Annotated in this window: 19 protein-coding genes; 18 read left to right on the forward strand and 1 reads right to left on the reverse strand. The window is 31.8% G+C overall.

Translation table 11 applies throughout. The annotated features are described in order from the left end of the window. The first annotated feature begins 19 nt into the window (after positions 1-19). From ABXT66_RS06805 to boxB, 17 genes are all read left to right on the forward strand, one after another. Complete coding sequence (locus ABXT66_RS06805) at positions 20-1,330, forward strand: benzoate/H(+) symporter BenE family transporter (RefSeq protein ID WP_443642736.1); 1,311 nt, start codon at positions 20-22, stop codon at positions 1,328-1,330. Between the two features lie 205 nt (positions 1,331-1,535). Beyond that, on the forward strand, positions 1,536-2,852 hold the full coding sequence (locus tag ABXT66_RS06810) for an ABC transporter substrate-binding protein (RefSeq protein WP_443642737.1): 1,317 nt from the start codon (positions 1,536-1,538) through the stop codon (positions 2,850-2,852). Positions 2,853-2,917: 65 nt separating this feature from the next. Further along, positions 2,918-3,814 (forward strand): branched-chain amino acid ABC transporter permease, encoded by an 897-nt coding sequence (locus tag ABXT66_RS06815; RefSeq protein WP_443642738.1) that lies wholly within the window; start codon positions 2,918-2,920, stop codon positions 3,812-3,814. Continuing rightward, on the forward strand, positions 3,814-4,776 hold the full coding sequence (locus ABXT66_RS06820) for a branched-chain amino acid ABC transporter permease (protein WP_443642739.1): 963 nt from the start codon (positions 3,814-3,816) through the stop codon (positions 4,774-4,776). The genes ABXT66_RS06815 and ABXT66_RS06820 overlap by 1 nt, the downstream gene beginning before the upstream one ends. Further along, the gene (locus ABXT66_RS06825; RefSeq protein ID WP_443642740.1) at positions 4,766-5,515 is read left to right on the forward strand and encodes an ABC transporter ATP-binding protein; all 750 of its coding nucleotides are present in this window, start codon (positions 4,766-4,768) and stop codon (positions 5,513-5,515) included. Before ABXT66_RS06820 ends, ABXT66_RS06825 begins: the two co-directional genes overlap by 11 nt. Positions 5,516-5,540: 25 nt before the next feature. Next, positions 5,541-6,179: an ABC transporter ATP-binding protein gene (locus ABXT66_RS06830; protein WP_443642741.1), complete on the forward strand. Its 639-nt coding sequence runs from the start codon at positions 5,541-5,543 to the stop codon at positions 6,177-6,179. Positions 6,180-6,247: 68 nt separating this feature from the next. Beyond that, the gene (locus ABXT66_RS06835; protein WP_443642742.1) at positions 6,248-6,757 is read left to right on the forward strand and encodes a (2Fe-2S)-binding protein; all 510 of its coding nucleotides are present in this window, start codon (positions 6,248-6,250) and stop codon (positions 6,755-6,757) included. Beyond that, positions 6,750-8,273 carry an AMP-binding protein gene (locus ABXT66_RS06840; RefSeq protein ID WP_443644729.1) on the forward strand — a complete coding sequence of 508 codons (1,524 nt, stop codon included), beginning with the start codon at positions 6,750-6,752 and terminating at the stop codon, positions 8,271-8,273. Before ABXT66_RS06835 ends, ABXT66_RS06840 begins: the two co-directional genes overlap by 8 nt. A 26-nt stretch (positions 8,274-8,299) precedes the next feature. Then, positions 8,300-8,689, forward strand: coding sequence for a cupin (locus ABXT66_RS06845; protein WP_443642743.1), 390 nt, complete (start codon positions 8,300-8,302; stop codon positions 8,687-8,689). A gap of 16 nt (positions 8,690-8,705) precedes the next feature. After that, on the forward strand, positions 8,706-10,163 hold the full coding sequence (locus ABXT66_RS06850; protein ID WP_443642744.1) for a 4-hydroxyphenylacetate 3-hydroxylase family protein: 1,458 nt from the start codon (positions 8,706-8,708) through the stop codon (positions 10,161-10,163). A gap of 24 nt (positions 10,164-10,187) precedes the next feature. After that, positions 10,188-10,973: an enoyl-CoA hydratase/isomerase family protein gene (locus ABXT66_RS06855; protein WP_443642745.1), complete on the forward strand. Its 786-nt coding sequence runs from the start codon at positions 10,188-10,190 to the stop codon at positions 10,971-10,973. Positions 10,974-10,989: 16 nt separating this feature from the next. Then, positions 10,990-13,971, forward strand: coding sequence for a xanthine dehydrogenase family protein molybdopterin-binding subunit (locus ABXT66_RS06860; protein ID WP_443642746.1), 2,982 nt, complete (start codon positions 10,990-10,992; stop codon positions 13,969-13,971). Beyond that, positions 13,968-14,801, forward strand: coding sequence for an FAD binding domain-containing protein (locus ABXT66_RS06865; protein ID WP_443642747.1), 834 nt, complete (start codon positions 13,968-13,970; stop codon positions 14,799-14,801). The genes ABXT66_RS06860 and ABXT66_RS06865 overlap by 4 nt, the downstream gene beginning before the upstream one ends. A gap of 94 nt (positions 14,802-14,895) precedes the next feature. Next, entirely contained in the window at positions 14,896-16,452 is a 1,557-nt protein-coding gene (locus tag ABXT66_RS06870) for a benzoate-CoA ligase family protein (protein WP_443642748.1), read from the forward strand. Beyond that, positions 16,449-17,240, forward strand: coding sequence for an alpha/beta fold hydrolase (locus ABXT66_RS06875; protein ID WP_443642749.1), 792 nt, complete (start codon positions 16,449-16,451; stop codon positions 17,238-17,240). The genes ABXT66_RS06870 and ABXT66_RS06875 overlap by 4 nt, the downstream gene beginning before the upstream one ends. A gap of 57 nt (positions 17,241-17,297) precedes the next feature. Then, entirely contained in the window at positions 17,298-18,959 is a 1,662-nt protein-coding gene (boxC, locus tag ABXT66_RS06880; protein WP_443642750.1) for a 2,3-epoxybenzoyl-CoA dihydrolase, read from the forward strand. Positions 18,960-18,970: 11 nt separating this feature from the next. Then, complete coding sequence (gene boxB, locus ABXT66_RS06885; RefSeq protein WP_443642751.1) at positions 18,971-20,419, forward strand: benzoyl-CoA 2,3-epoxidase subunit BoxB; 1,449 nt, start codon at positions 18,971-18,973, stop codon at positions 20,417-20,419. Positions 20,420-20,438: 19 nt separating this feature from the next. On the opposite strand, the gene ABXT66_RS06890 is transcribed toward boxB, so the two are convergent. Then, the gene (locus ABXT66_RS06890) at positions 20,439-21,374 is read right to left on the reverse strand and encodes a dihydrodipicolinate synthase family protein (RefSeq protein ID WP_443642752.1); all 936 of its coding nucleotides are present in this window, start codon (positions 21,372-21,374) and stop codon (positions 20,439-20,441) included. A 93-nt stretch (positions 21,375-21,467) separates the two neighbouring features. On the opposite strand from ABXT66_RS06890, the gene ABXT66_RS06895 reads away from it, so the two are divergent. Beyond that, positions 21,468-21,926: a MaoC family dehydratase gene (locus ABXT66_RS06895; RefSeq protein WP_443642753.1), complete on the forward strand. Its 459-nt coding sequence runs from the start codon at positions 21,468-21,470 to the stop codon at positions 21,924-21,926. The last annotated feature ends 16 nt before the right edge of the window (positions 21,927-21,942 follow it).

The following is a 21,942-nucleotide window of genomic DNA, read 5'->3' on the forward strand; positions in this document are numbered from 1 at the left end:
TACATTGAGCAAAGTAATTATGAATTTAATAAAAGATTTTTTTAATGATATTACTAAAGAAAATATTACGAATGGATTTGTAGCATTCCTTTTTGCCGTTACAGGTCCTGTTGCAATAATGCTACTTGTTGGAACTAAAACAAGTCTTTCAAACCAAGAACTTTCAAGCTGGCTGTTTGGTGCCTTTGCTATAAATAGCGTAATAAGTATATTTTTTTCATTTTGGTTTAGACAACCACTAGTATTCATGTGGAGTATCCCTGGAATTATATTAATTGGTTCTTCGATAGAAAATTATTCATTTAATGAAATAGTAGGAACATATTTAGTGACTGGAATGTTTCTTACATTTCTTGGTTTAACAAATATATTGAATTGGATAAATAAAAAAATTCCAATTGAAATTGTAATGGGAATGGTTGCTGCTATTTTTCTCCAATTTAGCTTAAATTGGCTTTACTCACTAAAAGAAACTCCTTTACTATCTGGATCAATGACAATTACTTACTTTATCATTTATGCTTTTCCTTCGCTACAAAAAATAATGCCTCCACTTTTAGGATCTTTAATTGTAGGTGTTTTAATTATTTTAAACTCTAATCATGCTGAAATTTTTAATAATTTAAGCTTGTCCCCTATAATGCCAACAATTTTTAAGCCTGAATTTAATTTAAATGCTAACATAGAATTAGTAATACCTTTAGCTATTACAGTTTTATTTATTCAAAATGGGCAAGGTCTTGCCATTCTAAAATCTGCTGGTCACCAAACTCGTATTAAACCTTTCACTGTAGCCTGTGGAATAGGATCAATAATCAATTCTTTTTTTGGAACAGTATCATCTTGTCTAACAGGCCCTGTAACAGGCATAATTACATCAGACGAAAACAATAAAAATAGCTTAAAAGTTTCTGATGCAAATAAATTACTCGGACAAGAAAGAGTTGAATTTCTGGTCAAAAAACATGGAAAAGAAAATTTTTTAGAAGCTTTAAAAGATCATAAAGTTAAAACTATAATAAAAGGGCACTACACGAGTGGAATAGTTTTTTCTTTACTTTGCATAACCTTTGGTGTTTTTTCTCCTTTTTTTACTGGATTCATTTCCTCTTGCCCTCCAGGTTTCATTGCTTCTCTCGGCGGAATAGCGTTATTAATAGTCTTAAAAAACACATTTATAGCAGCTTTCTCTGGAAGCTTTTCACTTGGTGCACTTGTATCTTTTCTTATTACAATGTCAGATTTAGTTTTCCTTAATATTGGGTCACCTTTTTGGGGAATACTTGGTGGGTTATTGATAGCCAAAATCTATGAAAAAAATAATATTTAACAAAAAAAACGCATAATTAATTATTATTAATATGTTAAATAATATGATAAAAAATAACTTGCTTTAAGAAATTTGCTGTGTTTCATTCTATATTTATATTATGGGGAAAATTAAAAAATCTTTACTTATATATGATATATTTAAGGACAACCATTTATAATAAACTATATGTAAAATCAAAATATTTTTTTTCTGGGAGGTATTAATGAAAATCAAAATATTTAACAAAACTACGAAAGTTGCATCTGCTTCAATGCTAGTCGCTTCATGCTTGTTAGCCGGAACTGCTTTTGCAAAAGATACAGTTAAGGTTGGTGTGGTTTCATTTTTGACTGGACCAGCTGCAGGAGTTTTTGGGGTGCCTGCAAAACAGGGAGCTCAAATAGTTATTGACGCTATTAATAATGGTACAATGCCTGCACCTTATAATAAGCAAGGATTTGCTGGTGCCAAGATGAACCCTATTTTTAGTGATGAATCAGGTGGTGGAACTAAACAAGTTGGTCTATTTAGAGATTTTGTTGAAAAACAAAAAGTTGATGCAATGATTGGTTATATATCTTCTGGAAACTGTATGGCTATCGGTCCAATTGCTGATGAGTTAAAAATGCTAACTGTGTTTTCAACATGTGGAACACCTAGATTATATGAAGAAAAGCTGAGGTCTCATGTTTTTAGAACACAAGCTAATGCAGTTGGTGATAGTTTAGCCGCAGCTAGATATATTACAGACATGTACCCTAATGAAAAGAATTACACAGGCATAAATCAAAACTATGCTTGGGGACAAGATTCTTATAAATTCTTTGAATTAGGTATGAAACAAATGTCACCAGACAGTAAAGGTTCTGATAAACCTCAATTTCCAAAACTTTTTGTTGGACAATACGGAACAGAAATTTCAGCATTATCTTTAGATAAAGCTAAAGTTGTGCATTCAAGTTTTTGGGATGGTGATATTGAGGCATTTACTCTTCAAGCAATGGTTAGAGGCTTTTTTCAGAAAAAAATCTTTGTTTCTTCTGTTGGAGGATCAGCTGTTGATGCATTAGACAAAAAATTTCCCGATGGTATTGTAATGGGTACAAGAGGTAATGTAGGTCTACTTGCAAGAGATGATAAAAGCCCATTAAATGTTTGGTTCATAAAAGAGTATAAAAAAAGATTTAATGCTCTACCATTAGGACCATCATATCAATATGCTAGATCAATTTTAGCTTATAAATTTGCTATGGATAAAGCTATGGCCAAGGCAGGAAGTTTTCCTACTCAAGACCAAGTTATTGCTGCTATGAAGAACATCAAGTTCAAATCATTTACAGAAACTATTTCAATGGCAAGGGGTGGTGGTCATCAAGCTGTTCATTCAGTTGGCTATGGTCTAACTAAATACAATAAAAAAGGTAAGACACCTGGAGCTGAAAAAGTTAAGATGTATGGTCCAGAATGTATATATCCACCAGCTGGAACAAAGTCAGAAGACTGGATAAATGCAGGAATGCCTGGAGCAAAATGTAATTAAACTTAATATTTAAAAGGGGTGCCTTCAAAAGCATCCCTTTTTTATTGCCATTTTGGAGTATATAAATGCAATTTTGGGCTACAGTTTTTTTAGACGGTCTTACTTATGCCTCTTATCTTTTTATAGTAAGTTTAGGTTTAACTATTATATTTGGGGTAATGAAAATTTTGAACGTTGCTCATGGTAGTTTTTATGCCTGGGGCGCTTACACAGCTGCATTTGCAATAGGTATTATTTCAGACAATGATCTGCCTGAAATTTTATTTTTACCAGCTATATTAATTTCTGCAGTTTTAGTAGGTGTAGTTTTAGGGTATATTATAGAACGTTTTATACTTCGAAAAATGTATAATCAGGACATACACCTTATAGTTTTAGCTACTTTTGGGGTATTTTTAATTTTTGAAGATCTCATTATAATTACCTTTGGTGTTGACCCTTATCTTCCTTATCAACCTGCAATGATGCTTGGCTGGATTGATATTGTTGGTTTAAATAGAGGTGTCTATCAACTCTCTTTAATTCTTCTTGCTACAATTGTTGCTTTTGGTTGCTGGTATGGCCTTACCAAAACTAAGTGGGGTAAGCTCCTTCAATCGGTAATTTATGACAGAGAAATAAGTGAAGCTATGGGCATAAACGTTACTAAAGTTTATGTTGTAACATTTATCGGAGGTGCCATTTTAGGAGCTCTAGGAGGTGCATATGTTGCTCCTACTACATCTGTATCTCCAGGTTTTGCTATAGACCTTGTGGTTTTAAGCTTTGCTGTTGTGGTTATTGGTGGAATGGGTTCAATTCCTGGTGCTCTTATTGGTTCTTTAATAGTAGGGTTATTAAGAGCATTTGCAGTTCATCAAGCTCCAATATTAGAATTGTTTGTTGTTTTTGCCGTTATGGCAATCGTTTTAATTATTCGTCCTGAGGGCTTATTTGCTCCTCCTAAAGCAAGGAAAATTTAATGTTTACTGGTATTTTCAAAGACACAAGCGTAAGAGTTTTGATCGTATTTATGATAAGCTTGTGCGTTATTTCATCTTTTATTTTACCTGATTGGATGCAAAATAACTTTATGTACGGCTTGTCTAGAGGCTTAGCTATTTTAGGTCTTATGTTACTATGGCGAACAAACCTAGTGTCTTTCGGACATGCATTATATTATGGTTTTGGAGCATATGCTGTTGCCTTATGTCAAAAATATTTTGGTATAACTGATATCTTGTTAAGGTTTACAATAGCAGTTGTTGCAGCAGGATTATTAGGTTTTTGTCTTGGGTTTATTCTTAGAAAATACAGAGAAATATTTTTTGCAATGTTATCGCTTGCTTTTTCTATGGTATTATATGGATTGTTGGCTAAAGCCGAGTTCCTAGGATCAACTGATGGAATGTCAATTTCTCCGTCTACGCTTTTTGGATTAGAGCTTACAAGACAATATTTATTCTTCCTTATAACATTTTTTGTTATTTGTGCTGCTGTTTCAATACAAGCTTATCTTAGATCAACACTTGGACACTTAACTACAGCAATTCAAGATAATGAAATAAGAGTAGAGTTTCTTGGTTTTTCTGTACAAAAAGCAATACATATAAAATATGTTATTTCAGCCTGTTTAGCAGGAGGTGCTGGAGGGCTTATGGCTGCAAGCCTTGGTCAAGTTGATCCAGATTCAATGGTGAATTGGAATGTATCTGGAGAGCTTGTATTTATAACAATAATGTCTGGTTGGGGAAATATTTTAGCACCTTTTATTGGAGCGATAATTTTTGAATTCATAAGAACATACGCTTTTGAATGGGCACCGCAAGCTTGGGCAGCAATCGTTGGTGGAACATTACTTGCAATAATTTTCTTTTTCCCAGGTGGTATATGGTCAATAATTGAAAAAGTTTTTAACTATGGAAAGAAAAAAGATGTCAAGTAATATAGTTTTAAAAGCATCTGAATTAAATAAATCTTTTTCAGGTATTGTAGCGGCTAAGGATATTAATGTTTCAATAAATCAAGGAGAAATTATTGGTATAATTGGAGCAAATGGAGCTGGCAAAACTGTTTTTGTAAATATGATTACAGGTTATTTAAAACCTACAAGTGGTAAAATAGAATTTATGGGATCTGATATTACTGGAATTGAACCAAGAAAAGCAACCCATATTGGCTTATGTAGATCGTTTCAAATTAGCCAAGTTTTTATGACAATGACAGTTAAACAAAACCTTATGATAGCAATGTCACTGGCTAAAAAAAGTGGTAAGACATTATTGGACCCCATAGAAGATGAGTCTATTTCAAAAGAATGCGACACAATACTGAAATTGTACAAAATTTTAGATCAAAAGGACAATATAGTTAGCACCCTATCTCAAGGAATAAGAAAACTTCTAGACATTGCTATGGCTGTGGTTGGAAACCCTAAGGTAATATTACTTGACGAACCAACTTCAGGCGTTTCTGTTGAAGAAAAGTTTGGCATCATGGATATAGTTATTGCCGCATTAAAACAAACAGAAACTTCAGTATTATTTGTTGAACATGATATGGAAATAGTTGAAAGATACGTTGACCGTGTCATAGCTTTCTATCAAGGAGAAATTATATGTGATGCTCCACCCAAAAAAGCTTTATCAGATAAAAAAGTTATTGAATATGTTTTAGGGCATTAAACAAATATGTTATTAAGGTTTAATTATGTTAAGATTAGATAAAATAAATGTAAATATCGGATTAATTGAGATCCTAAAAGACGTTTCTTTAGATTTAAAGAAAGGTCAAATGGTTGGTCTAATTGGCAGGAATGGAGCAGGAAAAACAACATTATTGAGGGCTATAATGGGAATTTTGCCCACTATTTCTGGTGAATTATCATTTGAAGATCATGATCTAATTAAAATGCCATCACAAAAAAGAGCCTATTTATCAATTGGCTATATGCCTGAAGATAGAAAATTAATACCATCTATGTCTGCTGAAGAAAATATTCTTACTCCAGTTTGGGCTACTAATATAAAAGACTGGAAACAAAGGTTGGATTGGATTTACAAAATTATTCCGGAAGCTTTAGATTTGAAAGACAGACCTTCTACTAGTTTATCAGGAGGACAGCAAAAGCTTATAGCATTATCCAGAGCCCTTATGGTTGGAAGTAAACTTTTACTTCTAGATGAACCGTCAGAAGGAATCGCCCCTGCTCTTACTAAAAGGATTATAGATATTTTGAATAATCTAAAAAAAGAAGGGGTTACAACTCTAATTGCAGAAAGTAATGCTGGTCATTATCAAGGTATGCTAGACAAATCTTTTGTAATAGAGCGTGGACAAATCAAGTAAATTTATAAAAAATTTATTGCTTAAAATTATCTTTATTTTACTATTTAAATAGTAAATAGGAAAATTTGATGCCTTTGTATAAATCTGATTCAAAAATTAAAATTCAATTTAAATTGAATAATAAAGATATAAATACGGAAACAGACAATAGAACTCTTCTAAGCGATTTTTTAAGACATACAATTGGCGAAACAGGCACTCATGTTGGATGTGAACACGGAATTTGCGGAGCCTGTACGATTTTACTAAACAATGAACCAATAAGATCCTGCTTGATGTTTGCATCACAATTAAATGGCAAAGAATTGGTAACTATTGAAGGGTTAGTAAATGATAAAAACTTTGATAATTTAAGAAAAGCTTTTAAAAAAAATCATGCTTTACAGTGTGGTTATTGTACGCCAGGTTTTTTAGTAACAATTATAGCATTTTTAAACACAAAGCCTAAAAATGTTGATGTTAACAAAATTAGAGAAATGCTAAGCGGTAACATATGCAGGTGTACGGGTTATACAGGTATAATAAATGCAGTAAAAGAAGTCATTGGAATAAATGAAATTGAACAAAAAAATGTTTGATCTTGGAACAACAATTTTAGCTTCAAAAGAAAAAAATCCAGATGCAATAGCAATAGCAGGTCTAGATTACAAATACACCTACTATGAATGGTTTAAAAAAATAGATACTCTATCAGGATCTTTAAAATATTTAGGTTTAAAGAAACAAGAAAAAGTTATTACTTTACTCCAAAATAATTTTGAAGCCTCTACAATACATTGGGCATGTCAATTAAATAATCTAATCGTTGTGCCTTTAAATTGGAGAATGAAGCCTGAGGAGATTGATTTTTGTATTTCTAATTCAGAAGCTAGTTGCATATTCTTTCAAAAAGAAAGTATGGATGGAGTAGAGCTGTCGCTAGAGGCAAAGAAAATTAAACAAATCTTTGTTGGTGGCAATAATAATAAAACACTAAATATAAGCGAACTTATTAAAAATGGTAATCCTGGAAACCACCCTGAAGGAAAAAGTGATAGTTATTCAATAATTTTATACACATCAGGCACTACTGGAAAGCCTAAAGGTGTGCCAAGAACACATTTAGCTGAAAGGTCAGCTGCACTAGCTCATGTCGCTCAAAATATGTATAAAAATGGAGAAATCACTCTTGGTGTTATGCCTTTATATCATACAATGGGAATTAGATCATTAATTTCAATGTCACTAATTAATGGAACATTTATAACACAACCTAAGTTCTCATCCCTAGAAGCTATAAAATTAATTAATAAGTTTAAAATTACTTCTTTATATTTGGTACCTACTCTATTTCATGAATTAATCGAAGATAAGAGTTTTACAAATAATAAAGTTAAATCATGCAAGAAATTAGGATTTGCTGGCGCACCTATGAACAATGGTCTCATAAAAAAAGTTATGAAAGCATTTAAACCTATACAACTTGTTAATCATTATGGATCGTCTGAAGTCTATACTTTTACTGTTGATCAAAATGCACATAAAAAACCAGGATCAGCAGGCAAAGCTGGAATAAATCAGCGTATTCGAGTTGTAGAAATTGGATCTAAAAACCCTCAAAAAATTGTTAAAAAAAATATTGAAGGAGAGATAATTGCTTCTCTTAAATCTGAAGAATCTTTTTCAGGATATTTAAAAAGACCTGATGCTAATAAAAATTCTATAATCAAGAACTGGTATTTTACAAATGACATTGGTTACATAGATAACAATGGTGATCTTTTCGTAACTGGCAGAGTTGACGACATGATTATAACTGGAGGTGAAAACGTATCACCCATTGAAATAGAAAATTTATTGTCGTTAAATAAAAATGTTCTTGAAGTCGTTGTAGTTGGACTTCCTGACGAAAAATGGGGGCAAAGAATTTGTGGTTTTATTAAACGAGATGGTAATATTGAATTTGGTAATCTAGATAAACATTGTAAAGAATCTGGTATGGCCAACTTTAAAAGACCAAAAGAGTATATTTTTGTAAAAGAGATACCTAAATCTCCTACAGGAAAAATTTTAAGAAGAAAATTACTTGCAGGTGAGTACGATTTAGATAGATGAATTATTAATAGAGAAGAGGAAGAAATATGTTAAAAAGAAAACCGCATCTTGAATTTACTAAAATTTCTTCAAACGAAAATTGGCATACGCCTCAAGGTTATCCAACTGGAATAAAACAACATATTTTAGCTTCTGACATTGATGAAGTTAATAAGACAGGAAGTAGATCAAGATTACTTAAATTTGAACCTGGTGTATTTACAACTGAAAAATTTATTCATGACCATTGGGAAGAAGTTTATTTGGTTAGTGGGGATTTAATAGTAGGAAACGATGAAGATGGAAATGGTGGAGAACAATTTGAAGGATCAACATATGCATGTAGACCTCCTGGCGTTTATCATGGTCCTTTTAAGTCTGATAAAGGCTGTGTCCTTTTTGAATTACATTACTATAAAAATGAAACTGAATTTTAATTTTTAAGGATTTAAGATGATTAAAACAGGCAAGGAACACTTAAGTCAATTAAGAGATGGAAGAGTAGTTTATATTGGTGATGAAAAAATTGATGACGTTACAACTCATCCAGCCTTTGAGAAAGCCGCGCAAAAAGTAGCTGAATTGTATGATATTAAACATCAAGAAATTTATAAAGACGTTTTGTCATATCAAGAAAATGGCGAACTATGCTCTACTTGGTTTTTACAAGCAAAAAACAAAAGTGATTTAAGGAAAAGATCTAAAGCGCATAAAGTTATTGCTGACCAAACATCTGGAATGATGGGACGTTCTATGGATCATGTAGCTAGTTTTGTAACGGGTATGTCTACAAATCCTGATATTTTTGATAGTGGTAAATATAAATTTAAAGAAAATCTCTTAAATTATTATAAATACATGAAAAAAAATGATGTTTTTGCATCTTATGCTGTTGTTCCTCCTCAAGCGGCAAGAAACCCTGAATTTTATCAAAAGCAAAATCTTCCTATTCCAACTCTATCTGTTGTAGAGGAAAATAAAAAAGGCGTCATTATTTCAGGGATGAAGATGCTTGCTACAAGCGCTGTATTTGCCAATGAAATATGGATTGGCAACCTTGTTCCCCTAGCCCCAGACCAGATCAAACAAGCCATAACATGTGCAATACCTTGTAATATTGAGGGATTGTCTCTCTGGATGCGTCAACCACTATCAACACATTATGACAATCAGTTTGACTCTCCTTTATCATGGAATATGGATGAAACAGATGTACTTGTAATGTGTGATAAAGTATTTGTTCCTTGGGACAGAATATTCGTGATGGACGATGCTATTTTAGCTAGGGAGATATACATAAAAACACCTGCCCATTGTTATGGAAATCATCAAGCTAATGTAAGATATTGGTCCAAAATGGAATTAATAACAGGACTATGTAATAAAATAGCTAAAGCCACCGGTGCAGACCAAATTCCAGCAGTAAAAGAAACACTTGGGAAAATGTCATCATTAGAAGCTAATTTATCTGGAATGATACATGGACAAATAGAAGCGGCTGAAACTTGGCCAAATAATCATATGACATTCAATAGAAGAATGATGTACGCAGCATTAAATTGGTGCACCGAAAATTACACACCAATTGTTGACGAATTAAGAACACTTTGTGGTGGAGGTGTTTTTCAAATGCCTGCAAGTATTAATGTTATGAAAAATGAAAAACTAAAGAAAGATTTTGAAACTTATTTTCAAACCCCACAAATGGATGCAAAATCAAGAATGAAGCTATTTAAATTAGCCTGGGATGTAGTAGGCTCTGAATTTGCTGGAAGACAACAGCAATACGAAAAATTCTATGCAGGAGCTTCTTTTATTATTAAAAACCACAGTTACCGTGAAACTCCTTGGGATTATTTTGATGGTGTGGTGGATAGTTTAATGGATAAATATGATCTACCAGAAAATTAATTTTAAGAAATATAGGAGTTTTAATTGGCAATAGTTATTAAAGAATTCGATGGGTTTAGAGTTGAAGTAAATAATGAAGATAATAGAGGTGATATTATTTTATCAAGACCCCCATTAAATGTTATTCAATATTCGCAAAGAATTCAAATGGCTGAAGCTATGAAAGATTTAGATAAAAATGAAAATGTAAGAGTTATTATTTTACGAGCAGATGGAAAAAACTTCTCATCAGGAGGAAATATTGAAGGTTTTTTAAAAGAGACACCAGAAACACTAACTATGCTTGCTCAAAACGTAATGACGCCTGAAAAAATTAGAAAACCAGTTATCGCTGCAATTCAAGGTTACTGTTTTGGAGTTGGCTTAGAATTTTCTTTAGCTTGTGATTTCAGGATTGTGACTAAGTGTGCACAGCTATCCCTTCCTGAAATGAAAATAGGAATGATACCAGGATCAGGTGGATCAGTTCGACTAGCTAGGATGATCGGGTTATCTAGGGTTAAAGATATGATAATGAGAGGTAAAAGAATTTCTGGAGAAGAATCTTATAATTATGGTCTAGCATCTGAAGTGGTTGAAATTAACGAACTTGAGAGTGCGACTAGTAATCTTGTTAAAGAACTTTGTTTAGTATCACCTTTAGCACAAAGAGCCATTAAAACTGTTCTTAATGCATCTCAAGATGCGCCTTTACACGTTGCAATTGAGTTAGAAGGTGAAACATATGGCAGGCTTAGAAGTTCTAGTGATTTTAAAGAAGGTGTTCAAAGCTTTGTAGAAAAAAGAAAACCTGTTTATACAGGAAAATAGAAGGTAAAAATTGTTAATGGAGAAAATTCTCAACAAAGTTAATAATTGTAAAATTGGATCATCAATTGAAAGATCAGAAGATGATACATTAATTATAGGTAAAGGAATTTATGGCGACGACAAAGGTAATCCACCTGGAACTTTACACGTTGCAGTATTAAGATCTCAATATGCAGCAGGAAAAATTCTTAACTTAGACACAACAATGGCTTCTTGTATTCCTGGAGTGCATTCAATAATTGATGGTAAATCATTTTCAAACCTTTCAAAACCTCTATTGTCCGTTTTAAGAATTGATATCGAGGTTTGGCCTTGCGCAATTGAATATGTTAGGTATGTAGGCGAACCTATAGCTCTAGTGTTAGCTGAAAACAGATATATTGCTGAAGACGCAATTGATAATATTAAGGTAACATATCAAGAATATAATCCTATTATTAAGACAGAAGATGCTACGTTGGATTCTTCACCAAAAGTTCATAAAAAAACTAAAACTAACGTGGTCAGTGACAGAAAATTTTCATATGGAAATCCAAAAGAAGCTTTTAAAAAAGCTGATGAAATAATTAAGTTGAAAATTGAATATCCTAGAAATAGTTGTACTCCACTTGAAGGTTTTATAGTTCAAAGCAATTATAATTCTTCTGAAAAAAGTTATACCGTTCACTCAAATTTTCAAGGACCATTTAGCCTTCATTCTGTGATTTCGAGATCTTTAAATGTTAATGAAAATAAATTAAGGTTAATATCAAACCAAGATTCTGGAGGTAGTTTTGGTATTAAACAAGCTATACTTCCAATGATAGTATTAACCTGTTTAGCTTCAAGAATTTCAGGAAAAAACATAAAGTGGGTTGAAGATAGAATTGAACATTTAACCGCAGCATCATCAGCCACTAATAGAGTGACTACTATCAAAGCTGCTGTAAGAAGAAATGGTGAAATTCTAGCGCTAGATTATGATCAAATTGATGATGTTGGTGCTTATTTGAGAGCACCAGAACCAGCTTCATTATATAGAATGCATGGAAACTTATCTGGAGCTTATTTGGTTAAAAATATATCTTGTAGAAACAGAGTGGTTCTAACTAATAAAACACCAACTGGTTTAAATCGAGGTTTTGGCGGTCCTCAGCATTATTATGCTCTTGAGAGATTGGTTCATAAAATTGCTGTTAATCTAAAATTAGATCGCCTAGCAGTTATCAAATTAAATTTAGTAAAAGATAAAGATTTTCCCTATCAATCTGCTTCTGGAGCACTTCTAGATTCTGGTCAATATAAAAAATTGATGGATAAAGTTTTAAAATCCAATGAATTTTCTGATATGAAGTTGCGACAAAACTTAGCACAAAAAAAAGGTAACTTGTATGGAATTGGTTACGCTGCAATAGTAGAACCATCCGTATCAAATATGGGTTACATAACTACGGCAGTACCATTTAAAGAAAGAGAAAAATCAGGACATAAAGGAGGAGCCATTGCAAGTGCGACTGTATCAATAGGACCTACTGGTGGAATTTATGTAACATGTGACAGCGTTCCACAAGGTCAAGGCCATAAAACTGTACTTGCACAAATTGTTGCCGATATTTTTGGATTAAGCTTTGAAAATGTTTTTGTTAATGGTGAATTGGATACTCAAAAAGATGCGTGGTCCATTGCTGCAGGTAATTATTCAAGTCGTTTTGCAGGAGCAGTTGCAGGTACGACATCTCTTGCGGCAAAAAAACTAAAATTAAGAATATTAAAAATTGCTTCTACAAAACTAAATTGTAAAGCTGAAAATATAATATTTGAAAATAATTTCGTTATAGATAAAAATAATTTTGATAATAAAATATCTTTTAATCGATTAGTTGGATTAGCACATTGGTCTCCAGGAGAACTTCCAGAAAACTCTGAGAATGGTTTAAGAGAAACTGTTCATTGGTCACCACCACAATTAGCTCCGCCTAATAACAAAGATCAAATTAATGGTTCACTTGCCTATGGTTTTGTTTTTGATATTTGTGGTTTAGAAATAAATCCTAAAACCGGTCAGACAAGGGTTGATAAGTATATTACAGGACATGATGCTGGAAATATTTTAAATCCTTTATTAGCCAATGGACAAATTTATGGTGCTTTCGCTCATGGTTTAGGAGCTGCATTGTTTGAAGAATTTAAATATACTGATGATGGCTCTTTTTTAGCTGGGACTTTTGCAGATTACCTTCTTCCATCAACTTATGAGGTGCCAACACCCTCTATAATTCATATTGAAACGCCTAGCCCTTTTACTCCCTTGGGCGCAAAAGGCTTAGGTGAAGGTAATTGTATGTCAACTCCAGTAGCTATAGCAAATGCAGCATGCGATGCTTTAAAAATCGATAATGTTACACTTCCCCTAACACACTCTAAAGTTCATTCCTACATCACTTCTAATTTAAAAGAACAACCAAGATCTAAATTAAATTCAAATAAAAACTTTATTAAGCCAAATGATAAAAATAATATTATTACTGGCCAAGGAAATAATTTATTATACAAAAAACCGAACCAAATCTGGGATTTTTTATTGAATCCTGACAATCTATCAAAAATATTACCAGTTACTGAAAAGATTTTATTAATAAAAGATAACCACTATGAAGGTAAAATTAAAATTAAATTTGGTCCGATTACTGGTGAATATGAATTTTCTGTACTATTAAGCAAATTAAATAAACCAAAAAATTTAAAACTATCTGGAAAAGCAAGTGGCCCATTAGGAATAGCTAGTGGTGAAGGTTTGATAACATTGTCACCTATGAATAAAGAGAAAACAGAATTAACTTATCAATATGATGTGCAAGTTTCTGGTAAAATTGCAGCTATAGGTGGTCGTTTCTTAAAAACTGCTTCAAATATAATTATAAATCAATTTTTTGATCGTTTAGCTCAAGAAATATCACCTGAACATAGAAAAAATAATTTTTGGAATTTGATATTAAAATGTTTGAAAGTCATTAAATGAAACCTGCATCTTTTGACTTATTTCAACCCAAAAATTGGCAAGAAGTTCTAGAAGGATTGCAAGAGTATGGTGAGGATGCACAAATATTAGCTGGTGGGCAATCTTTAATTGCAATGTTAAATATGAGAATTGCAAAGCCAAAAGTTTTGATTGATATCAATTCCATAGAAGATGATGTTCCGTTAATCGATAATAAGACTAACATTGAAATCAGCGCATTATTTAGACAATTACAACTTGAAAATAGAATAAAAACAAAAGATGACTTACCATTAATAAGCGAATGTCTTCCTTATATTGGACACCAACAACATAGAGCCCGTGGAACAATCATAGGTTCTTTATGTCATGCAGACCCTAGCTCTGAGTTACCTTTATGTTTTATAGCTCTAAAAGGACAATTAAAGTTGAATAGTTTATCTACACAAAGAATTATTAATGCAGAAGATTTTTTTCTTGGTCCACTATTAAATTCTAGAAATCATAATGAGGTAATTAAGTCGGTAATAATACCTAAAGCAAAAGAACAAACTGGTTACGCTTTTAAAGAAATTTCTGAAAAACACGGTGACTTTGCACTTGCTTCATTTGCTGCAATTGCAAGTCATAATAATGTTAGGTTTGTTGTAGGTGGTGTTAGCGATAAAATTACAGCAAGAGATTGGATTACAGATGACTTAAATGAAATTGAATCTCTTGTAAATGACTTTGCATGGGATTTAGATACTGCGACAGATCAATACACAACTGACAGGTATAAAAGAGATATTATTAGGAACTTAGGCTTTGAAACCATTAAAACAGCAATAAGTAGAAAGAATGCAAGATAATTTGTATTAATCTAAATTAATAAATAACATTAGATGTTAATATTTTTGTAAGCTATTTTAAAAATATAGATAACTTGAGTGGGAGTAGTTAATTATGTTTAAAGATAAAGTAACAAAACAAAATAATGCTGCTTATTATTTTATTGATAGACATTTAAACTCAACAATTGAAAACAAAAAGGCATTTGTTGAAGCAATTCCAGATGGTAGAAGTATTTCATACAAGGATCTATCTATAGAAACAAATAAAATTATTGATCTACTTGCAAAATATAATATTCGAAGAGAAGAAAGAGTATTAATGTTGGTATTAGACCAAATCGAGTTTCCAGTAATTTTTTGGGGATGCCTCAAAGCTGGAGTTATTCCTGTCCCTGTAAATACTTTATTGTCAAAAGATATTGTTAATTCTATTTTAAATGATTGCAGAGCTAAAACTATTTTTATTTCAGAGGAAATTCAAAATTTAATTCCTAATCCGTCTGAAATTGATAATCCAATTGAGAATATATTTCTCATTAGTAAAGATAATAATATTAAAGAATTTAAACATTTTAAATCTGAGATGGATTTATGTGTTCCACAAGAACCACTTATAGTTTTAAAAGACGAGCCTGCCTTTTGGTTGTACTCCTCAGGCTCTACAGGAGAACCAAAAGGAGTTATTCATGTACATGGGAGTTTATTAGAAACTTATGAAACATACGCCTCAAAGATTTTAAATATAAAAGAAACAGATATAGTTTTTTCTGTAGCTAAACTTTTTTTTGCATATGGTTTAGGAAATGCGATGACTTTCCCTTTGGGAGTTGGAGCAACTACTGCCCTTTATCCATTAAGACCTACACCTGATAGTGTTAAGGAAGTAATGAAATTAATAAAACCTTCAATTTTATTTGCTGTGCCAACTATTTATGCAGCAATGATAGCTAGTTTAAAAAAAGAAGCTAATGTAAAATTTATAAATTTGAGACTTTGCGTGTCTGCAGGAGAGGCTCTTCCTTTTCAAATTGGAACTGATTGGAAAAAAATAACTGGAGTAGATATTTTAGATGGTGTTGGATCGACTGAAATGCTTCATATTTTTCTTTCAAACAAACCAGATGATATAATATATGGCACTTCAGGTAGTGCTGTTCCTGGATATGAATTAAGATTGGTTAATGAAAGTGGAACAGAGGTGTCTATTGGAGAAATTGGAGAATTGCTTGTTAAAGGTAAATCATCTGCAACGTGTTATTGGAATAAACTAATAAAATCAAGAAGTACCTTTGAAGGAGAATGGACAAGAACTGGAGATAAATATGAAAAATTAGAAGACGAAAAGTATATTTATAGTGGTAGAACTGACGACATGTTTAAAGTCAGTGGAATATGGATATCACCATTTGAAGTTGAACAAGCATTAATATCTCATGAAATTGTCCTAGAAGCAGCCGTCGTTGCAAAACAAGATAAAGAAGGTTTAGATAAACCATGTGCATTTGTCATTTTAAATGAAAATGTCCCTAAATCAGGTAAAGAGGATATCTTAAAAGAGCATGTAAAAAACAAAATAGGTAAATGGAAATATCCTAGATGGATAAACTTTATTAACGAACTTCCTAAAACAGCTACAGGAAAAGTACAAAGGTTTAAGTTAAGAAAGTGAAACAAAGTAGTAATACAGAAATAAAATTTTTAGAAATTGATAGTAAAATAATTGAATATCAAGTTTTTGGTGATATATCCAATGACATTCCTGTATTAATTTTATTGCATGAAGGTCTTGGCTCAATTGCTATGTGGAGAAAAATACCAGAATTAATTCATCTTAAAACAAAACTAAATGTTTTTGTATATTCAAGGTTTGGTTATGGAAAATCATCAACTATTAAATTACCTAGACCTACAAATTATATGAGTATTGAAGCAGAGGAATATTTACCTAAAATCATTAAAAGTTTATCAATTAAAAATTATTTTTTAATTGGACATAGTGATGGAGGCACAATAGCCAGTATAGGGAGTAAATCAAAAAACATAGAACAATTGTTAGGCACAATTTTGATTGCCCCTCACTTTTTTGTGGAACAAGAAAGTATTAATGCCATTGAAGATATTTCTTATCAATATAAATATAAAAACTTAAAATCAAAATTAGAACGTTTTCATAATGATGTTGATAATGCTTTTTGGGGTTGGAGTAATGTCTGGTTAAGCCCCGATTTCAAAAATTGGAACATTTTAAAGTATTTACCTCAAATAAAAACTCCAATTTTGGCTTTGCAGGGAACAAACGATCCTTATGGAACGATAAACCAAATAAATATTTTAGAACAAAAAGTTCGTGGACCGTTTGATAAAGTTGTAATTAAAGACTGTGGACATAACCCCTTTACTGAATATACAGATAAAACAATCGAGCATATTAATGCTTTTATTAAAAAAATTATATAGTCTTTAATATTAAAATACTTATACAATTATATTATTAAAAATAAACTTGAGGTAAGAATGCGTCCAAATATAAATTTTGATACAAACCCTTCTATTTATAAACATTGGCAATTAATAGTTGAAAATACAAAAGCATTTTTAATAATGAAAGTTGATGAAGATGCAGGTTTTTTTGATGGATATAAATTAAAGTTAAACAGCTATGATATTGGTGTTGATATAGAGTTAGCAGATGCTGTTCAAAGGTTAAGGTTTGAATATCCAAATGTAAATTCTGTAATTATAAAGTCAGGAAATGAGAAAGCATTTTGTGCAGGTGCCAATATCAAAATGTTAGCGTCTTCAGATCATGCGCATAAAGTTAACTTTTGTAAGTTCACAAATGAAACTAGAAACTTTTTAGAAAATTCATCAAAAGAGTCTAATCAACTATTTATTTGTTTAGTTGAAGGGGTATGTGCTGGTGGTGGATATGAGCTTGCGCTTGCATGTGATCATATTATTTTGATGGATGACGGTTCCTCAAGTATATCATTGCCTGAAGTTCCACTCCTTGCTGTTCTTCCTGGAACAGGAGGTTTGACAAGACTTACAGATAAAAGAAAGATAAGAAGAGACCTTGCTGATGTGTTTTGTACTATGGAAGAAGGTGTTAAAGCCAAAAAAGCTTTTGAATGGCGTCTAGTAGATACAATTTTAAAAAAAACTACATTAAATGATGATCTACAAGCATTAATAGAAGAAAAGTCTATTAAAAAACCTAATATGGATAATTTAACTGGTATTAAACTAAATAATATAAAAAAAAATATAATAAATGAAAATGAGATTAAATACTCTACTATATCTGTTAATATAGATAGAGATAAAAAATCTGTAACTATCACAATTCAGGCTCCTGTAGACAAAGCTCCGATAAACATTGAAGATATTTTGTCTCAAGGCGACGATGTTTGGCTTTTACGTTGTGCTCGTGAATTGGATGATGCTATTTTATATTTAAGGTTCAATGAATTAGAAATTGGAATTATTTTTTTTAAAACAAGAGGAGAAATAGGAAAGGTTCTTTCTTATGACAAGTTATTTGAAACTTTTGAAAATCATTGGTTTATAAAAGAGATTTCTTATTATTGGTCTCGAGTTTTTAAAAGAATTGATCTAACATCAAGAACTTTAACAACTTTAATAGAAGCTGGTTCATGTTATGCAGGTTTTCTTTGTGAATTAATTTTTTCTGCCGATAGAAGCTATATGGCTGAAGGTAAGTTTGAAGAACTTAATAATAAAGAAGCAAGTATTGTTTTATCTAATTCAAACTTTGGTAGATTTTTAATGTCAAATGATATGTCTAGATTAAACACTAGATTTATTGGATTACCTAATCAATTGCTTCTTACAAAACAAAACCAAAGTAAATATATTTTGGCAAAAGAAGCATATGAATTAGGTTTAATAACATTTATTTTTGACGACATAGATTGGGATGATGAAATAAGGTTGTTTTTAGAAGAAAGAAGTAGTTTTTCTCCTGATTCTATGGTGGGCATGGAGGCAAATTTAAGGTTTCCGGGAAAAGAAACTATGGAAACAAAAATTTTTGGAAGGTTGACTGCGTGGCAAAACTGGATTTTTCAAAGACCAAGCGCAGTAGGAGAAGAAGGTGCTTTAAAAAAATATGGTACTGGAAACAAAGGAATGTATACTAAAGAAAGAACATAAGCGAGGTAAAAATGTTAAGTAGTCAAGTTGAATATGATACAATAATTCCTAACAATGTTAGTTTATCTTCAGATAGAAGAGTTCTTAAAGCTCTTGAAAAATGGCACCCTGGATATATTGACTGGTGGAAAGATCTTGGTCCAGTAGGATTTCAAGATATGTTAGTTTATTTAAGAACAGCAATTAATGTTGATAAAGATGGTTGGGCTACTTTTGATTACGTTAAAATGCCAGAATATAGATGGGGTATTTTACTAGCTCCTCAAAAAGAAGGAAGAACAATTCCATTTGGTGATCATATCGGCGAACCTGTGTGGCAAGAAGTTCCTGGTGAATACAGATCGATGCTAAGAAGATTAATTGTTATCCAAGGTGATACCGAACCTGCTTCAATTGAACAACAGCGATTTTTAGGAAGTACAGCACCATCCTTATATGATATGAGAAATTTATTTCAAGTAAATGTTGAGGAGGGAAGACATTTATGGGCAATGGTATATCTACTTCAAAAATATTTTGGATCTGATGGTAGAGAAGAAGCAAATGAGCTACTTAAGCGACAGTCTGGATCTGAAGATGCACCAAGAATGCTAGGAGCTTTTAATGAATCAACACCAGATTGGCTTTCATTTTTTATGTTTACAGCATTTACAGATAGAGACGGTAAAATGCAATTAGAAGCATTAGCTCAATCTGGGTTCGACCCTCTGTCAAGAACTTGTAGATTCATGCTTACAGAAGAAGCCCATCATATGTTTGTTGGAGAAAATGGTGTAAGAAGAGTCATAAAGAAAACTTGTGAAATGATGAATAAAGCTGGTATTTCAGATCCATTTGATATTGATAAGATAAGACAGTTAGGCGTAATTGATCTACCCACCATCCAAAAAAAAATTAATCTTCATTACTCTTTATCACTAGATCTATTTGGATCAGAAATTTCTACAAATGCTGCTAACACATATACAGCTGGTGTAAAAGGAAGATTTTGGGAAACAAAAATTAAAGATGATCATATTCTTAAAAATGATACCTATCCGATTTTAGAATTTGCTAATCAAAAAATAATTAACAAACAAGCTCCTGCCCTTTTATCACTAAATATGAGATTAAGAGACGACTATACTAAAGATACTGCAGTGAGTATAAAAAGATGGAATAGGACTATTGAAGAGGCAAAGATAAATTTTAACATTAAATTACCTTTTGAGGGTTTTAATAGAAAAATTGGTACTTTTATGAGCGCTCATATATCGCCATCAGGCGATGTTTTGACAGAGGAAAGTTGGAACAAAGAAAGTAATAAATATTTACCAACAAAAGATGATAATTTATTCATTGAGTCACTTATGACACCAGTATCTGAACCTGGAGTTTATGCAGATTGGATAGCGGCTCCAGATCTGGGAATTGACAATAAACCCGGTGACTTCGAATATGTGAAAATCCATGACGCTTGATCTTCACTTTTTTAAAAGATTATTTTAAACCAGATTGCTTTAAAGCTTTTCTTAAGTTATTTATTTCTTTTTCGCTGATTTTCATAAGCGGGGGACGAACAACAGCTTCCTTCATATGTCCTGTTAAAACTAATACTTCTTTCATCCTATTATGCATATCTAAAAATGGTGGTGAATAAAATGCCTGAGCCAAAGGAAATATTTGATCATTTATTTTTTGGGCTTCTTGTAAATCTTTCTTCTGAATTGCTCTGAATAAAGCAACTTGAAAGTTTGCTATCACACTACCTGCTCCAGACAAAAGACCTTTTGCACCCATAACAAGCGAAGACATTAACCAAGAACTATGAGTAGTTAGAACATTCACCGGATTAGATAAGTTTTGAAATGTTTTTATATGTTTTTCATGTAGCATAGGGTCATTTGACCAGTCTTTTATTGCTTTTATTGTAGGCACTATCTCAAATAATTTTAATAATGTTTCAAATGGATAAGTTAAGTTGCCAGAAGATGGATAATTAAAGCATATCAAGGGTAAATCTGTCACATCAGCAATTCTTTTAAAATGCTCAAGAGCCATTTCTGGCCTTAGATGCCCTCCCATAGACATACTTTGTGGAGGAAAACAGAGTAAAGCAGAAGCTCCATTTTCTTGAGACATTTTAGCAATTTTAGCTGCTTCTATACTACCATCTGCATATACACCATTTATTATTGGAATAATGTCGCCAATTTCATCAAGTGAAAAATTCAATATTCTTTTTTGTTCTTCAAAATTACATGCATGCACTTCAGATGAGTGTCCGTTAATGGTGAGAGCAGATATTCCGTCAGTTAATGCACAAGTTTTTATGTGCTTTCTACTAGATTTTTCGTCAATTTGAAAATCTTTGTCAAAAGCTAACAATGTAGCTGGTATAACACCTTCTAATTTTATTTTATTTGAATGAGACATTTAAATCCCTATAAAAAATTTATTTTTATTTAATATAAAATACATTATCATTTAAAATAATTTTTTAAACATATTAAAATAAGAGATTAAAAAATGGTAATTATTGAAAGTCCATCAGAAATTAAAAAATTCATCGACAAACCATTAACTCCAAGTGAGTGGTATGACGTTACTCAAGATAAAATTAACAAATTTGCAGACTCAACATCAGATCACCAATGGATCCATATAGATGAAGAAAGAGCTAAAAAAGAAATGCCTGATGGAAAAACTATAGCACATGGTTATTTCATGGTATCTCTACTTCCAAAACTTGCAGCGCAAAATGCAGAAATCAGAAATACTTCTAGAACATTAAATTATGGTTCTGATAAAGTAAGATTTATTAATATGGTTAAGGTAGGTTCACAAGTTAGATTAAATAGAACTATTATATCGTGTGAGAAAATGAATAACGGTGGTTTTAGAGTAGTCAATAAATGCGAATTAGAAATTAAAGATGAAGATAAACCAGCTTTTATTGCTGAGACAATTTCTTTAGTTTTTCCTTGAAAAAAGCAAAAGGAAC

It is taken from the genome of Candidatus Levibacter sp. Uisw_134_01, from assembly GCF_047717795.1.
Classification (GTDB): domain Bacteria; phylum Pseudomonadota; class Alphaproteobacteria; order Puniceispirillales; family Marisalimonadaceae; genus Marisalimonas.

Bases quoted from the DNA above. Each gene is read 5' to 3' on its own strand.
- ABXT66_RS06870 (WP_443642748.1), top strand. From the start codon at position 14,896: ATGTTTAAAGATAAAGTAACAAAACAAAATAATGCTGCTTATTATTTT.
- ABXT66_RS06835 (WP_443642742.1), top strand. From the start codon at position 6,248: ATGCCTTTGTATAAATCTGATTCAAAAATTAAAATTCAATTTAAATTG.
- ABXT66_RS06810 (WP_443642737.1), top strand. From the start codon at position 1,536: ATGAAAATCAAAATATTTAACAAAACTACGAAAGTTGCATCTGCTTCA.
- boxB (WP_443642751.1), top strand. From the start codon at position 18,971: ATGTTAAGTAGTCAAGTTGAATATGATACAATAATTCCTAACAATGTT.
- ABXT66_RS06820 (WP_443642739.1), top strand. From the start codon at position 3,814: ATGTTTACTGGTATTTTCAAAGACACAAGCGTAAGAGTTTTGATCGTA.
- ABXT66_RS06860 (WP_443642746.1), top strand. From the start codon at position 10,990: ATGGAGAAAATTCTCAACAAAGTTAATAATTGTAAAATTGGATCATCA.
- ABXT66_RS06825 (WP_443642740.1), top strand. From the start codon at position 4,766: ATGTCAAGTAATATAGTTTTAAAAGCATCTGAATTAAATAAATCTTTT.
- ABXT66_RS06830 (WP_443642741.1), top strand. From the start codon at position 5,541: ATGTTAAGATTAGATAAAATAAATGTAAATATCGGATTAATTGAGATC.
- boxC (WP_443642750.1), top strand. From the start codon at position 17,298: ATGCGTCCAAATATAAATTTTGATACAAACCCTTCTATTTATAAACAT.
- ABXT66_RS06815 (WP_443642738.1), top strand. From the start codon at position 2,918: ATGCAATTTTGGGCTACAGTTTTTTTAGACGGTCTTACTTATGCCTCT.
- ABXT66_RS06850 (WP_443642744.1), top strand. From the start codon at position 8,706: ATGATTAAAACAGGCAAGGAACACTTAAGTCAATTAAGAGATGGAAGA.
- ABXT66_RS06845 (WP_443642743.1), top strand. From the start codon at position 8,300: ATGTTAAAAAGAAAACCGCATCTTGAATTTACTAAAATTTCTTCAAAC.
- ABXT66_RS06865 (WP_443642747.1), top strand. From the start codon at position 13,968: ATGAAACCTGCATCTTTTGACTTATTTCAACCCAAAAATTGGCAAGAA.
- ABXT66_RS06890 (WP_443642752.1), bottom strand. From the start codon at position 21,374: ATGTCTCATTCAAATAAAATAAAATTAGAAGGTGTTATACCAGCTACA.
- ABXT66_RS06805 (WP_443642736.1), top strand. From the start codon at position 20: ATGAATTTAATAAAAGATTTTTTTAATGATATTACTAAAGAAAATATT.
- ABXT66_RS06840 (WP_443644729.1), top strand. From the start codon at position 6,750: ATGTTTGATCTTGGAACAACAATTTTAGCTTCAAAAGAAAAAAATCCA.
- ABXT66_RS06895 (WP_443642753.1), top strand. From the start codon at position 21,468: ATGGTAATTATTGAAAGTCCATCAGAAATTAAAAAATTCATCGACAAA.